This is a genomic window from Alphaproteobacteria bacterium (genome assembly GCA_041396705.1).
In the GTDB taxonomy this organism is placed as follows: domain Bacteria; phylum Pseudomonadota; class Alphaproteobacteria; order CALKHQ01; family CALKHQ01; genus CALKHQ01.
Genome location: JAWKYB010000020.1, coordinates 17,377 through 31,799, shown reverse-complemented (window position 1 = coordinate 31,799; position 14,423 = coordinate 17,377). Strand labels below are relative to the sequence as shown.

Sequence of the window (14,423 nt, the reverse complement as noted above, 5' to 3'; positions counted from 1 at the left end):
GCAGCCGTTACCGGCGGTTGTTCGATTTTGTATCGACCGCCGGCAATACCGCCGGCGGCCCGGTCAGCGCGCCGGGCTGATCTTCCAGCCCTGCTGGGCAAGCAGGTTGAGAACGCCCTCTTCGCCCGGCAGGTGCATGGCGCCGATGGCGACCAGATGCGGGTGCTGCGCCAGGAGCGGCAGCATGCGCTCTGCCATCCGTCGGTTGCGGTCGGTGATCAGCGCGTCGAGCACCCGCGCGTCGAGCGTCTCGTCGCCGGCGCTCATCTCGACCAGGGCAAGCTCGGCGAGGCCGGCAAGGTCGCCGGCGACATAGCGTGCCAGCATCGCTTCGACCATCGCGTCCAGTTGGTCGTGGACCTCGATCGCGTGCAGCAGCATGGTGATCTGGTCGGCCTCGGAGTGGCCGGCGAAGGCGTCGATCTGCTCGTCGATCGACTCCAGCGTCTCCACCGGCAGGCCCCAGGCCTGGGCCGAATCGATCAGCGCCTGGTCGAACACCGCGTCGCCCGCCGCCATCCGCTGCATCTGCTCCGCCGGCACGCTGATCATCAGGGCGGCGCCCCACGGCGCCAGCGTGCGCAGGAAGATCCCGGGCAGCCCGTAGTCCTCGGCGATCGCCGCCAGCCGGTCGAACGCCTCCTTGCCGATCAGGTCCGGCAGCGCGCGGCCGTCGGTCAGGATCATCGCCGCAACCACATCGAGCTGGGCCGCGTCGGAGACGTCGGTTTCGACGATCAGCGCGCCGGCCTCGCGCAGCCGGTCGCGCGCCCGCTGCAGGCTCGGCTCCAATACCGGGTCGACCATGTGGATGGTGCCGACGGCATAGCTCGGCGCGCCGCCGCCGGGCGGATCGAGCCGCCACAGCAGGGTGTCGCCGTAGAGCGCATAGTCGGCGGCGGCGGCCGATGCCGGCGCCGCAAGCGCCAGCGCGGCCAGCGCCGTGCACAGACCGGCCAGGAACAAGCGGATGCGGGGCATGGATTCACCTCCTGCGCGTCATGCCCCGGACCATAGGACCTCGGCATCGGCCGATCCAGATCGCGGCGCGGTGCCGGGCACCGCGGCAGCGCTTGCACAGCGGCCGCGCGCGCTCAGATATCGAGGACGATGTCGCTGGCAACGTTGTGGCCGCCGCGCGATTCGTACTTCACCCGCACGCGCTGGCCGGGCGCGACGTCCGACCCGATGCGGTCGGCCGGCAGCTGGAAGACGATGCCGTTCTCGAGCGTCAGGGTGTGTTCGACCGGATTGACGTCGCGGACGACGCCGGTGGCTTCGTCGCTGAGCACGAACGGCACCGACGCGAGCATCGCCGCGGCGATGACCGGACCGATGAAACGGCGCATGTTCCGCTCCCCTCTCGTTCGGGCGGCCGAGCGGCCTTGCTTCGGCCCTGGCCGGGCGCGGCGTCGCGCTGTACCGCCGCCGGCAAGCGCCGGAACGACCGGCCGTCCGCCCGATCGCGATTGGAGCGCCGGAATGTGGCGAAGGCGTGGCGGCAACGCGCCCCGGCTCGCCGGCCGGCAACGACGCACGGTCGAACGCGAAGCGGGCGGAAGGTTGCCCTTCCGCCCGCTTCGCTATGTGATGGCGCGGCCATTTATGGCAGCCGCGGCGGCACGGCGGGCGGAGGGAGCCCTCCGCCCGCCTGCGGCCCGCCTAGTTGGAGACCTCGACCGCGCTGGCCATGTGAACGTCGCCTTCGGTCTCGTATGTCACCGCGACCAGGGCACCGGGCACCACGGCCGGGTCGTTCCAGCCCGCCGGCAGCTGGAACACGGTGCCGTCTTCCAGGGTCAGGGTCTGGCTGGCGACATCCACCGCCATCACCACCCCCGATGCCTCCTCGGCCTGGGCCAGCGGCGCCGAAACCGCGAGCGCGACCAAGGCGGCGGGAAGTGCGAATTGACGAATCATTGCGTCCTCCAAGTGATGCGGCACGCCCCGGCATGCCTGCCGGCCGATTCCGTGCCTTGCTGCAGAGGCGATCCAGGCACCGGCCGGCGACCGCCAAGATCGCGACCGGAAGAACGCCCTCGCCTCGCCGCACTCAGCTAGGGGGCGTGCCGGATGTTTTCAAAGTAAATCCATTTCATTTTGCATTCATTATTCGCTCGCAATATTTTATTTGTGTAATCTAGGATCCAATCTTGCGGTCTGGTCGATAATTCACTTGCGGACCCGACCTGCTCCGACCCGGGCCGGCGGACCGCGACTCCGAAGATGAGGGCGGCAGGGTGGCGTCTTCCCTCGATCGTGCGATCGGCGTGCCGACGTCCATCGGGCGATCGCGGCGCGTTCGCGCGTGGTGCCGCAAGGAATCTGATGCGGCGCAGCGCCGCTCGGTCTATCACCGCGCGATGACCCAGGACCCGTCAGCCGCCGAGGCGCCGTCGCCGCCCTTCTGGTGGCGCGAGCGCAGCGACGCCATCCCCGCCGCTCTCTCGCTGGAGGTGCGACGACTGCACCGCGAGCAGAGCCCGTATCAGGCCATCGAGATCCTCGAACATGCCGATTATGGCCGGATCCTCGTGCTCGACGGCCTGATCCAGGCCTCGCAGGCCGACGAGTTCATCTATCACGAGATGGCGCTGCACGTGCCGCTGCTGGGCCGGGCGCGCCGCGACGCCGCGGTGCTGATCATCGGCGGCGGCGACGGCGGCGCGCTGCGCGAGGCGCTGGTGCATGACTTCGTCGCCCGCGTGACGATGGTCGAGATCGACCGGCGGGTGATCGAGCTGTCCAACCGCTATCTTGGCGTCAACGGCGCCTACGACGACCCGCGGGTGCAGCTGATCGTGGCCGACGCGGCCGGGCCGGTGCGCGACGCCCGCGCCCGCGGCGAGATCTACGACGTGATCCTGCTCGACCTGACCGAGCCGGTCGGCCCGTCGGCCAACCTGTTCACCGAGGCCTTCCTCGCCGACCTGTGCGCGCTGGTGGCGCCGCACGGCGTGATCGTCGATTCCGACAGCATTTTCCTCGACCGCAACGGCGGCCGCTTCCTGCAGGAGGTCAGCGCCGGCGGCGAGAACCTGGTCAACGCGATGCGCCGCACCGGGCTGCTGCCGCACATGCAGGTCTATCGCGAGAAGGTGCCGCTCTACCCCGGCGCCGACTTCTGCTTCTTCCTCTACAGCCGCGACGGCGCTTCGCTGGCCGAGCCGGTTGCCGCCCATACCGGCCGGCACTACGACCCGGCCGTCCATCGCGCGGCCTTCGCCCTGCCGCCGTGGCAGCGGCGCTGGCTCGGCCTCGTCTGACCCCGGCGCCGGCCGGCGCGGTCAGACCAGCACGAAGTCGTCGGCGTCGAAGTCGGCGACCGCGCGGCCGACGAAGGTCAGGCCGACGAACGAGCCCGGCGCGGCGCGCAGGTTGAACACCGCGCCGTCGGGGCCGTCGAAGGCGCCGGCGAACAGGTCGGCCAGGTCGCCGGCGTAGTTCGCGATCCGCACGACGTCGTCCGAACCCGCGCCGGTGCGGAATCCCAGGATGGTATCGGCGTTGTCGCTGCGCACGTCGAACAGGAACAGGTCGTCGCCGGGGCCGCCGTCCAGGGTGTCGTCGCCGTTGCCGCCGACGATGACGTCGTCGCCGCTGCCGCCGTCGATCGTGTCGTCGCCGAAGCCGCCGTCCAGGCTGTCGGTGCCGTCGTTGCCCTGCAGGATGTCGGCCTCGTCGTCGCCGAACAGCAGGTCGTCGCCGCTGCCGCCCTTCAGGCTGTCGTCGCCGCGCCCGCCGCGCAGCACGTCGTCGCCCGGCTCGCCGCGCAGCAGGTCGTTGCCGTCGCCGCCCAGCAGGCTGTCGTCGCCGCGGCGGCCGAGGATCCTGTCGTCGCCGGACCAGCCGATCAGCACGTCGCCGCCGTCGTTGCCCTTGATGGTGTCGTCGCCGAACCCGCCCCAGGCATAGCCGACGCCGGATTTGACCAGGATCTGGTCGTCGCCTTCCAGGCCCCAGATCGCGTTGAGATCGCCGGTGCCGCGCAGGATGTCGGCGTCCGCCGTGCCGTAGACCCGGTTCAGCGCGACCCCGTCCGGCAGCCACAGCCCGTTCATCGCCGCCTCGTTGTCGTCGTCGTCGGTCAGGCGGATGCGGTATTCCGACTGGTCGACCCGACCGTTCGGGCCGTCGGGATCGAGGTCGCCGTTGGCCAGCAGGAACTTCAGCCCGTCCAGCGGCCGGTCGAGCGCCGCGGCCGCGAACAGGAACACGTCCGGCAGGAAGGCCGTGTCGGCTTCGTCGAACGTGCCGGCGATGAACCGTTCGTCCCAGTTGACCCGCCGTGGAATCGGCACGTCGAGCGCGACCTCGTCCGGGTCGACGGGCACGAAGACCGTGCCGCCGCCGACGGCGGCTGCCGCCCCCGCCGCGGTGGCGCCGCTCAGCGCTAACGTCGCGGTGACGTGCTCGCCCTCCGCGAAGCCGAAGCCGGCGGCACCGCGGTTGGGGAACTCGGTCGCGACGGTCTCGACGACGCCGTGGAAGGTGAACGACAGCGATGCAGGGGTGCCCTGCGGCGATGGGGCTTGCGACATGGCGGCGGCTCCCGGACAGAGGATCGCGTCGGCGCGCCCCACGCCGCCGAGCGGCCCGTCGCCTTGGCCCCAGCCTCCGCCGCGGCCGCGGCCGAGTCAAACGAACACGCGGTAATCCCGCCGCTTCTGCCATCGCGCCCGCACCGGCGAGCCGATAGCGGATGGACTTGCGGCCGGCCGGGGCTTTGACTATGGTCCGCCACCGCGCCGCGAGCCGTCACCCGGCCCGCGCGTGCCCCGCGGAGAGGTGCCGGAGTGGTCGATCGGGGCGGTCTCGAAAACCGTTGTGCGCGCAAGCGTACCGAGGGTTCGAATCCCTCCCTCTCCGCCACTGCGCCGTCACCAAGCAGCGCCTCGCGCGGTCGGGCCGGTCGTCGGTAGCGATATCGACCGGCGCGCCGGCGAGGACATGCCATGTCCGCCTCACCCGTCTCGTCGTTCAGCGACCCCGCCGCGGTTGCGCGCTATGCCGAGGGGCCGGTCCGGCTCGTGCCCGGCTTTCGCGACCTGCAGCGGATGGCGGCGCTGCTGCTGGCGGAGCGCTGCGGCGGCGATGCCCGCATCCTCGTCCTCGGGGCGGGCGGCGGGCTGGAGCTGAAGGCGTTCGCCGAATGGCATCCGGGCTTGCGCTTCGTCGGCGTCGACCCGTCGGCCGAGATGCTGGCGCTGGCGGCGCGCATGCTCGGCCCGCTGGCCGAACGCGTCGACCTGCACCAGGGCCTGATCGACACCGCGCCTCACCGGCCGTTCGACGGGGCGACGTGCCTGCTGACCCTGCACTTCGTGCCGGAGTCGGAGCGCCTGGCAACGCTGGCTGGCCTGCGCCGCCGGCTGAAGCCCGGCGCGCCGCTGGTGGTCGCCCATCACAGCTTCCCGCAGGCCGAAGGCGACAAGGCGGCGTGGCTCGCCCACTATGCCGCCTTCGCCGCCGCGTCCGGCGTGCCGGCCGCGCAGGCACGGAGCGCCGCCGACGCCATCGCCGCCCGCCTGCCGGTGCTGAGCCCGCAGCGCGACGCGGCGCTGCTAAGGGAAGCCGGCTTCCATGGCGTCGATCTGTTCTACGCCGGCTTCACCTTCCGCGGCTGGGTCGCCTGCAACCCGCAATAGGCGCCGCCCTTGCATCGGCGGGTCGCCCGGGCATCGCGGCGGTCGACGGCGGCCGTCAATGGAACGGCCGCTCGCCCTCGATCGTGATGCGGTGCATCTCGCGGCGCCAGCCGGCATAGTCGTTCAGCGCCCAGTGCAGCAGGCAGCGGTTGTCCCACAGCGCCAGCGTGCCCGGGCTCCAGCGGAATCGGATGCAGTTCTCCGGCCGTACCGCCTGTTCGTTGAGCCAGTTCATCAGCGGTTCGCTCTCCGCGACCGTCATGTCGACGAAGCGGGTGGCGTAGCCGGGGTTGGTGAACAGCGCCTTGCGGCCGGTATCGGGGTGGGTGCGTACCGCCGGGTGCACCGTCTCGACCTCGGCGCGCTCGTCGGTCACGGTCTTCATCGAGCGCAGGTCGGCCGACTTCTTGTAGGACTTGGCGCCGGAATGGATGACGTTGAGGCCGTCGAGCATGCGGCGCATGCCGGGCGAGAGCGCCTCGTAGCCCAGGTACATGCTGGCCCACAGCGTGTCGCCGCCCACCGGCGGCAGCTCGACCGCATAGAGCATCGACGCCATCGGCGGCCGCGGCAGGAAGCTGAAGTCGGTGTGCCAGTTGCCGCCGAAGTTGAACTTGGCGCCCTCGTCGGCCTCCTTGATCACGCGCACGATCTGCGGATGCTCGGCCCAGGGCTCGATGAAGGGAATCTCGCTGACCGGACCGAACCGGCCGGCGAGCGCGATCTGCTGCTCCGGGGTCAGCGTCTGGCCGCGGAAGAAGATCACCGAGTGGGCCAGGAAGGCGCGGTGGATCTCGGCGAACACCTCGTTGCCGAGGTCCCCGCTCAGATCGACGCCGCTGATCTCGGCGCCGAGCGCCGGGCTGATCGGCTCCACCCGAATGTGGTCGTAGCGCATCGTGCGGACTCCTCCCTCTCGCTCCACGCGGGGCGCCGGGCCCCTCCGCCCGGCCACGCGCCCCCGCGCCTCGTCAGTGATACGGCCGCTCACCCGCGATGGTGATCCGGTGCATCTCGCGGCGGTGGCCGGCATAGTCGTTCAGTGCCCAGTGCTCCAGGCAGCGGTTGTCCCATATGGCGAGCGTGCCCGGGGTCCAGCGGAAGCGGATGCAGTTCTCCGGCTGCACGGCCTGCTCGTGCAGCCAGTTCAGCAGCGGCGCGCTTTCCGCCTCGGTCATGTCGGCGAAGCGCCTGCTGTAGGCCGGGTCGATGAACAGGGCCTTGCGGCCGCTGTCCGGATGGGTGCGCACGGCCGGATGCAGCACCTCGGTTTCGGCGCGGGCGTCGGTGACGGTTTTCATCGACCGCAGGTCCTCCGACCGCTTGTAGGCGCCGAGGCCGCTATGGACCACCTGCAAGCCGTCGAGCAGGCGGCGCATGCCGTCGGACAGACGCTCATACGCGCTGTACATGCTCGCCCACAGCGTGTCTCCGCCCACCGGCGGCAACTCGACCGCATAGAGCATCGACGCCATCGGCGGGCGCGGCAGGAAACTGAAGTCCGAATGCCAGCTGCCGCCGAAATTGAACTTTGCGCCCTCGTCGGCTTCCTTGATCACGCGCACGATCTCAGGATGGTCCGCCCACGGCGTGATGAACGGGATTTCGCTCAGCGGGCCGAACCGGCGCGCGAAGGCGATCTGCTGCTCCGGCGTGATGGTCTGGCCGCGGAAGAAGATCACCGAATGGGCAACGAAGGCGCGGTGTATTTCGGAGAAGACCTCGTTGCCGAGATCGGCGCCGAGGTCGACGCCGGTGATCTCCGCGCCCAGCGCCGGGCTGATCGGCGCGACCCCGATGTGGTCATACGTCATCGCGCGGTCCCTCCCCGGACCATTGCGCTCACCCCTTCACCGCACCGAAGGCGATGCCACGGACGAGGTGGCGCTGCAACAGCATCATGAAGGCGACGATCGGCAGCATGATGCCGATGGCCGCCGCCGCCGACAGCGACCAGTAGTTGATGTCCTCGCCGCCATACTCGGCGATCGCCACCGGCAGGGTCTTGGTGTCCGGGCCGGTCAGCACCAGCGCGAACAGGAACTCGTTGTAGGCCAGCAGCATGCTGAACAGCGACGTCACCCACAGCCCGGGACGGACCACCGGCACGACGACGCGGGTGAACACCTGCCACAGGTTGGCGCCGTCGATCACGGCCGCCTCGTCGAGCTCGATCGGGACGTCGACGAAGAAGCTGCGCATCAGCCAGATCGTGAACGGCTGGTTGATCGCGACCAGCGCCAGCACCATGACGCCGTAGGTGTCGATCAGGTCGACGAAGGTGGCGAGCACGAAGAACGGGATCGCCAGCAGGATGTGCGGGAACATGCGGATCGCCAGCAGCCCGAACAGCAGCCCGCGGGTCGAGACGTTGCGCATCCGCGACAGGGCGTAGGCGGCCATCGTGCCGATGGGCACGGAGATCAGCACGGTCGCGACCGAGATCACCACGCTGTTGATCAGGAACTTCCAGAAGTCCTTCTCCACCCAGACCTGCTCGTGGAACGCGAAGGTGGGCTCGAAGAACAGCCGCGGCGGCACGGCGAAGGCGTCGACCGGCAGCTTGATGGAGGTGAGGAAGGCCCAGATGATCGGCGTCAGGTTGATCGCCGTGAACACGGCGAGCCCGAGGAACAGAACCACCTGGGTGCTGGCGCGGCTGTTCATCAGAACGCCCCCCGTTCCTTGCGGTAGAGCACGGCGATCATCAGCGCCACCAGCCCGGCCACGATCAGCAGCGTCAGCACGCCCAGCGCCGACGCCTTGCCGACCTCGAGCACGCGGAAGGCGAGCGCGTAGGTGTACAGCGTGATGGTTTCCGTGGCGGTGCCGGGGCCGCCGGCGGTCATGACATAGATCGAGTCGAAGAAGCGGAACGCATCCATCGTCCGCACGGCGAGCACGAAGAAGATCAGCGGCCGGATCGCCGGCAGCATCACCTCGGTCAGCAGGCGCCAGTTGCCCGCCCCGTCCATCTGTGCGGACTCGATCTGGCTCTTGTCGACGGTGTTGAGCCCGGCATAGAGCACCAGGATCATGAACGGCGTGAACTGCCAGGCGTCGGCAAGGACCACTGTGAGCCGCGCGAAGTGGGGATCGCCGAGCCAATCCGGCGGAAAGATGCCGAGGCTGATCAGGATGCCGTCGAGAAGCCCCCACCGGCCCATGAAGATCCAGCGCAGGAACAGCGCCGCCACCACCGGGGTCACGATATGCGGCAGGAACAGCAGCAGGCTGAAGGTTTTGGTCCCGTGGCGCAGCTTGTACAGCGCATAGGCGACCAATAGGCCGACCACGAACTCCAGCGTCACCGCACAGCCGACGATCACCACCGTTCGGTAGAGCGTGGCCCAGAACCGCTCCTCGCCGAGGAGCGTGATGTAGTTGTCCAGGCCGACCCAGGTCTTGACCGCGTTGCCCAGGTAGTAGTTGTGCAGGCTCAGCCAGAAGGCGTAGGCGAGCGGCCAGAGCAGGACGGCGGTGAGGACCAGCAGGCTCGGGACGAGGAACAGCCACAGGCGGCGCTGCAGTTGCATCGCGTTCCCCGCCCCGTCCTGGGGCCCGTCCTGGGATCGAGCTGTCCGGCCGGATTACTGGTAGTAGCCGCGGCTGGCCAGCAGCTCCTCGGTCTCCTTCGCGGCGGCGTCGAGCGCCTCCTGCACCGACATCTCGTCGGTCAGGGCCTGGAGCACCCGGCGGGTGATGAACTCGCCGACCTCGTAGAACTCGGGCAGGCGCGGGAAGGCTTCGCCGACCTGGAGCGACGCCAGCGCCGCCGCATAGTGTCGGTTGTTCGCCGCGAGGTCCGGGTCGTTCAGCAGCGACGCGCGCGGCGGCAGGATCATGGCGGCCGCGCCGCGCATGTTCTCCTGGTTGGCCGAGGTCGCGATGATGCGGAACAGCAGGTCCGGGTCCTGGCCGGAGAAGGCCGAGATCGCATAGCCGTCGGCGGCGATGCGATGGTGGCCCTGCGGCGGCGCCACCCAGTCGATCAGTCCGACCACGTTGGACTTCTCCGGGTCGTCCATGGCGGCCGCCCGCGTCGCCCACTGCATGCCCATCACCGCCACGTCCTGCTGCAGCGCGATGGTGCACTCGTCGTTCGCGGCCGAGGTGAAGCCGGGCTGGGCGTTGTCGGTGATCGCGTCGAGCATCTCGATCGCGGCGACGCCCGAGGCGTTGTTGAAGATCGGGTGCATGTCGGCGTCGAACCAGCCGTCGCTGAGCGCGCTGATGTACCAGTGGGTCTCGTTGAGCCCGGCGTCGACCGGCTTCTGGCAGCTGATGGTGCCGGCCCTGAGCGGGCTGTTGAACTGCTCCGCCAGGGCCCGGTATTCCTCGAAGGTGGTGGGCGGCGCCACGCCCGCCTCCTCGAACAGGTCCTTGCGATAGAAGAACATCTGCGTGTTCATCGTGTGCGGCATCACGTAGATGTGGCCGTCGTAGGTGAACGTATCGACCACCGACTGCGGGATGTCGTCCAGCCCGAATTCTTCGGTGTACTGCGCCCAGAGATCGTCCAGCGGCAGCAGCCAGCCATTCTTGGCGAATGTCAGGAACGTGCTATCGTTGAGATAGAGGATGTCGATGGTGTCGGCTTGGCTCGACATCGCGATGTTGGCGAGCTCCATCGCCCGGTCGTGGGGCATCAGCTGGGTGTCGACCTCGACGCCGGGCACAGCCTCCTTCATCCGCTCGGCATAATACTCCAGCGCCGGATAGCGGTGGCTGATCATGTGGACCGTGTCCTGGGCAAGCACCGGTGCCGTCATCGCACCGGCTGCAAGGCCAGCGCCAAGCACAGCCGCCAGTGTCGAATTGATATGTTGTCGTGAGACACGACCGAATGCACGCATCTGATCCTCCCCAATTCTTTATTCGGCCCCGGAATCGCGATCGTTCCGCGGCCGCCTGTACCCGGATTTTCGTTTCAGATCACGGGCCCCGTTGAGTAAGAAGGCGGCCACCGGACGAGTCAAGCCGTTGAAACGATTCGAACCGACATCCCCGGATGGTCGGTCGGCGGCGGCGACGGTCGATCCGCGAGCGCGACACGGCAACCCGGCATGCGCGCCGGAACCGGTCATTGCATCGAAACCGGCCATCGACGCCGGGGACCGGCCGGATCTGCACTCCGTGGCCGGCGATCGGGCACGGCGCCGCCTCAGCGGCCGGCTGGCCCGCCGTCCGATCGCGTTGCCAGGTGCAATTGCGCCGGTCGTGGCGGACACCCGGCCGGAGCATTCGCATGGCATCGGCGTTGCGGGCGCAGGGCGGATTGCTGCTATCGTGCCGTCGGGCGGCCTGCGCGATGCGGAAGTCCGCCCCGGTGTGGCGAATGTGCGGGAGGATCCGATGCTCGACGGTTCATGCCACTGCGGCGCGGTCAGGTGGCGGTTCGACGGCCCGCTGGAGAGCACGACGGCATGCAACTGCACGGTGTGTCGCCGCTACGGCACACTGTGGGCCTATGGCTATGAGGGCGAGGAGATCGCGCTGGACGGCCCGACCCGGGTCTATACCCGCGGCGGGGCGCATATCGGCTTCCACTTCTGTCCCACCTGCGGCTGCGTCGCGGCCTGGCGGGGCATGGCAGCCGGCGCGGACGGGCGCCGGCGCATCGCCGTCAACCTGCGCCTGGTCGACGACCCCGCCAGCGTCGCCGCGCTGCCGATCGATCACTTCGACGGGCTCGACGCCTTCGACGACCTGCCGCGCGACGGCCGCTGCGTGAAGGACATGTGGTTCTAGCGGGCCGTCGCCCGGCCGCCGATCCGATTTCGCTTGCATCGCCGAAGCGATCGCCATCAATTATCGATAACGATAACGATAGGGAAACGCGCCAGGTGGCCGTCGAGAGCTTCTCGCCCGGAATGCCGGCCCATGCGGACCGGCCGCTCGGCGGCCGGCGCAGCGTGGTGGTCTTTGGCCGGCTGCAGCGCGACATCGTGCTCGGCCTGCTCAAGCCGGGCACGCCGCTGCTGGAACTGGAGCTCGCCCAGCGCTTCGGCTGCAGCCAGGGGACCGTGCGCGAGGCCCTGCTGCTGTTGCAGGAAGAGGGCCTGGTGCAGCGCGCCGCCCACCGCGGCACCCATGTCTGCGACTGCACCGCCGACGATGCCGGCGAGCTGGTCCGGCTGCGCCACGACATCGAATGCCGCGGCGTGGTGCGCGTGCTGGAGCGCTACGATCCGGCCCTGCGCGCCGCGCTGGCCGGGCTGATCGACGACATGCGGGCGGCGGCGCGGGCCGACGACGAGTATCTGCTGTCGCAGCACGACCGCTCCTTCCACCTCGCGCTGCACGAGGCGGCCGGCCTGCCGACGGTGCAGCCGATCCTGCAGCGCTGCCTGATCCACAATCACCGCTACAAGATCCTCAACGCCGACGGCCCGCGCGCGCTGGCCGAAACCGCCGAGCGGCACGTCGCCATCCTGGAGGCGCTGGACAGCGGCGACCCGGACCGCGCCGCGGCCGCGCTGTCGCACCACATCACCACCATCTTCGATCTCGGGCCGCACCTGTTCGACCCGGTGGTCCCGGCGGCGCGGACGCGATGACGGCGACCGCCCCGCGGCCGCCGCTGCCGTCGCCCGAGATGCGGCTGGTGCTCGACCGGCTGGCGGTCGAGGACGCCGGCCTCGGCGACCCGACCCTGTTGCCGCCGAGCGAGGGCCGTGCACTCGCCGCGCGCACCAACCGGCGCTGGAACGTCGAGCTGCCGCCGATGGCCGACGTGCGCACGGTCGCATGCGCCGGCCGCGACCTCAGGCTGCTGACGCCGCCGGACGCCGGCCCGGGCCTGCTGCTCTACATCCACGGCGGCGGCTGGGCTTTCTGCAGCGCGGACACCCACGAGCGCGCGGCGCGGATGCTGGCGCTGGCCTGCGGCGTGGCGGTCGCGACCTTCGACTACCGGCTGGCGCCGGAACATCCGTTCCCCGCCGGGCTCGACGACTGCGTGGCGGTCTGGCGCGGCGCCGCGGCGGCCGTGGACCTGCATGGCGGCGGCCCGCTGGCGGTGTCCGGCGACAGCGCCGGCGCCAACCTGGCGCTGGCGCTGATGCTGCACGAATTCGCCGCGGGCCGACCCCTGCCGCACTGCGCCCTGCTGTTCTACGGCGTCTATGCGGCCGACTTCGATGCGCCGTCCTACCGCCAGTGCGCCGACGGGCCTGGCCTGACCCGCGCCAAGATGATGCGCTACTGGGACTGGTATGCGCCGGCCGCAGCGCAGCGCGAGAGCCCGCTGGCCGCGCCGATCCATGCCGGCGACGACGCGTTGCGCGCGCTGCCGCCGCTCTTTCTCAACGCTGCCGAGATCGACCCGCTGCGGTCCGACAGCGCGGCGCTGCACGGCCGGCTGGCGGCGCTCGGCCGCCGCGACCGCCTGACCGTGGTTCCCGGCGTGGTGCACGGCTTCATGCAGATGACCACGTCCCTGGCCGCCGCCCGCGCGGCCTTCGCCGAGGCCGGCGCGGCCTTTCGCGAGATGGCGGGCTTGCCTGCAACGATCGAACCACAAAAGGGAGGAGAACCGCGATGCGCACCCTGATCACCGGCGCGACCCTGACCGCCGGCCTGGCCCTGATGGCCGGCCAGGCCTCGGCGGCCGAGACCGTCCGCTTCTGGTACCACTTCGACAACCCGGACAATCCGATGTCCGACCTGGTCGCGGAGTTCGAGGCGGCCCACCCCGACATCACCGTCGAGGCCGAGAACGTTCCCTGGAACAGCTACTACGACAACCTCTACACCGCGATCGTCGCCGGCAACGCGCCCGACGCGGCGATGGTGAAGATGTTCGCCCAGCCGCGGCTGATCGAGATGGGCGCGCTGGAGCCGATCGGCGACCGCGTCGCCGCCTGGGCCGGCCGCGACGACATCCTCGACAACCTGTTCGAGCTGACCGCGGCCAGCGACGGCCAGACCTACTACATGCCGGTGCAGTATGTGGTGCTCTACCTCTACTACCGCGCCGACATGTTCGCCGAGCTGGGCCTCGAGCCGCCGACCACCTGCGACGAGTTCCGTGCCGCGGCGCAGGCGCTGACCCGCGACACCGACGGCGACGGCCAGACCGACGTCTACGGCTTCGGCTTCCGCGGCGGCAAGGGCGGCCACGACCACTGGGCCAGCCTGGTGCTGTCGCGCGAGGGCGTCGGCTTCGGGCCCGGCGAGATGACCTCGGACGCCGCGGTGGCCGGCACCCAGTTCGTCGTCGACCTGTTCCGCGAGGACGGCGTGTTCCCGCCGTCGGCCCCCAACGACGGCTTCCAGGAGATCGTCGGCGCGTTCCAGGCCGGCGTCACCGCCATGACCATCCACCACATCGGCTCGTCCGCCGGCATGGTCGAGGCGCTGGGCGACAAGGTCTCCGCCGTGCCCGTGCCGGAATGCGGCGGCGGCCACTGGACCGCCTTCGGCGACGAATCCACCGCGATCCTGTCGTCGGCCTCGAACAAGGACGCGGCCTGGGAATGGATCGCCTTCCTGTCCAGCGCCGGCGCCAACGCCCGCTTCAACGAGGCGACCGGCCAGCTGCCGGTGACCCGGACCGATTCGGCGACGTGGGACCGGCATGAGACGCGCTTCGTCGAGGCGACGGTGGCCTCGCTGCCCTATGCCCGGCTGCTGCCGAACGTCGCGGCGACGTCCGACTTCGTCAACACGGTGTGGCCGGTGGCGATGCAGCGCGCGCTGACCGGCGAGATCGGGGCGGCGGAGATGAACGCCGAGATCGACGCCCTGTTCAACGCACAGTAGGGACGAGAC

At 70.0% G+C, this 14,423-nt stretch carries 15 protein-coding genes and 1 tRNA gene; 7 read left to right on the top strand and 9 right to left on the bottom strand.

What is annotated here, in order from left to right; all coding sequences use genetic code 11:
- Window positions 1–63 precede the first annotated feature (63 nt).
- The 3 genes from R3F55_23025 to R3F55_23015 all read right to left on the bottom strand — a co-directional run bounded on the left by R3F55_23025 (window position 64) and on the right by R3F55_23015 (window position 1,920).
- Window positions 64–981, bottom strand: coding sequence for a TraB/GumN family protein (locus tag R3F55_23025; protein ID MEZ5670245.1), 918 nt, complete (start codon window positions 979–981; stop codon window positions 64–66).
- 113 nt (window positions 982–1,094) lie between these two features.
- Window positions 1,095–1,349 (bottom strand): DUF1344 domain-containing protein, encoded by a 255-nt coding sequence (locus R3F55_23020; GenBank protein ID MEZ5670244.1) that lies wholly within the window; start codon window positions 1,347–1,349, stop codon window positions 1,095–1,097.
- Between the two features lie 313 nt (window positions 1,350–1,662).
- Window positions 1,663–1,920 (bottom strand): DUF1344 domain-containing protein, encoded by a 258-nt coding sequence (locus R3F55_23015; protein ID MEZ5670243.1) that lies wholly within the window; start codon window positions 1,918–1,920, stop codon window positions 1,663–1,665.
- A gap of 443 nt (window positions 1,921–2,363) precedes the next feature.
- On the opposite strand from R3F55_23015, the gene R3F55_23010 reads away from it, so the two are divergent.
- On the top strand, window positions 2,364–3,266 hold the full coding sequence (locus R3F55_23010; GenBank protein ID MEZ5670242.1) for a polyamine aminopropyltransferase: 903 nt from the start codon (window positions 2,364–2,366) through the stop codon (window positions 3,264–3,266).
- A gap of 21 nt (window positions 3,267–3,287) precedes the next feature.
- Here R3F55_23010 and R3F55_23005 read toward each other — a convergent pair whose 3' ends face one another.
- A complete protein-coding gene (locus R3F55_23005; protein MEZ5670241.1) occupies window positions 3,288–4,541 on the bottom strand; it encodes a calcium-binding protein in 1,254 nt (417 codons plus the stop codon).
- Between the two features lie 241 nt (window positions 4,542–4,782).
- On the opposite strand from R3F55_23005, the gene R3F55_23000 reads away from it, so the two are divergent.
- Both R3F55_23000 and R3F55_22995 read left to right on the top strand, forming a co-directional pair.
- A tRNA-Ser gene (locus tag R3F55_23000) sits at window positions 4,783–4,872 on the top strand.
- Window positions 4,873–4,955: 83 nt separating this feature from the next.
- Window positions 4,956–5,648 carry a class I SAM-dependent methyltransferase gene (locus R3F55_22995; GenBank protein ID MEZ5670240.1) on the top strand — a complete coding sequence of 231 codons (693 nt, stop codon included), beginning with the start codon at window positions 4,956–4,958 and terminating at the stop codon, window positions 5,646–5,648.
- A 55-nt stretch (window positions 5,649–5,703) separates the two neighbouring features.
- Here R3F55_22995 and R3F55_22990 read toward each other — a convergent pair whose 3' ends face one another.
- From R3F55_22990 to R3F55_22970, 5 genes are all read right to left on the bottom strand, one after another.
- A complete protein-coding gene (locus tag R3F55_22990; GenBank protein ID MEZ5670239.1) occupies window positions 5,704–6,546 on the bottom strand; it encodes a TauD/TfdA family dioxygenase in 843 nt (280 codons plus the stop codon).
- Between the two features lie 73 nt (window positions 6,547–6,619).
- Window positions 6,620–7,462, bottom strand: a complete 843-nt coding sequence (locus R3F55_22985; protein MEZ5670238.1) for a TauD/TfdA family dioxygenase — start codon at window positions 7,460–7,462, stop codon at window positions 6,620–6,622.
- Between the two features lie 28 nt (window positions 7,463–7,490).
- Window positions 7,491–8,315 carry a carbohydrate ABC transporter permease gene (locus R3F55_22980; GenBank protein ID MEZ5670237.1) on the bottom strand — a complete coding sequence of 275 codons (825 nt, stop codon included), beginning with the start codon at window positions 8,313–8,315 and terminating at the stop codon, window positions 7,491–7,493.
- A complete protein-coding gene (locus R3F55_22975) occupies window positions 8,315–9,184 on the bottom strand; it encodes a sugar ABC transporter permease (protein ID MEZ5670236.1) in 870 nt (289 codons plus the stop codon). Before R3F55_22975 ends, R3F55_22980 begins: the two co-directional genes overlap by 1 nt.
- Before the next feature lie 54 nt (window positions 9,185–9,238).
- Window positions 9,239–10,420, bottom strand: a complete 1,182-nt coding sequence (locus R3F55_22970; protein MEZ5670235.1) for an extracellular solute-binding protein — start codon at window positions 10,418–10,420, stop codon at window positions 9,239–9,241.
- Between the two features lie 583 nt (window positions 10,421–11,003).
- Between R3F55_22970 and R3F55_22965 the strand changes: the two genes are divergently transcribed.
- The 4 genes from R3F55_22965 (at window position 11,004) to R3F55_22950 (ending at window position 14,414) form a co-directional block, all read left to right on the top strand.
- Entirely contained in the window at window positions 11,004–11,399 is a 396-nt protein-coding gene (locus R3F55_22965; GenBank protein MEZ5670234.1) for a GFA family protein, read from the top strand.
- A 95-nt stretch (window positions 11,400–11,494) separates the two neighbouring features.
- A complete protein-coding gene (locus R3F55_22960; GenBank protein MEZ5670233.1) occupies window positions 11,495–12,208 on the top strand; it encodes a GntR family transcriptional regulator in 714 nt (237 codons plus the stop codon).
- Entirely contained in the window at window positions 12,205–13,203 is a 999-nt protein-coding gene (locus tag R3F55_22955) for an alpha/beta hydrolase (GenBank protein ID MEZ5670232.1), read from the top strand. The genes R3F55_22960 and R3F55_22955 overlap by 4 nt, the downstream gene beginning before the upstream one ends.
- On the top strand, window positions 13,191–14,414 hold the full coding sequence (locus R3F55_22950; protein MEZ5670231.1) for a sugar ABC transporter substrate-binding protein: 1,224 nt from the start codon (window positions 13,191–13,193) through the stop codon (window positions 14,412–14,414). Before R3F55_22955 ends, R3F55_22950 begins: the two co-directional genes overlap by 13 nt.
- Window positions 14,415–14,423 lie beyond the last annotated feature (9 nt).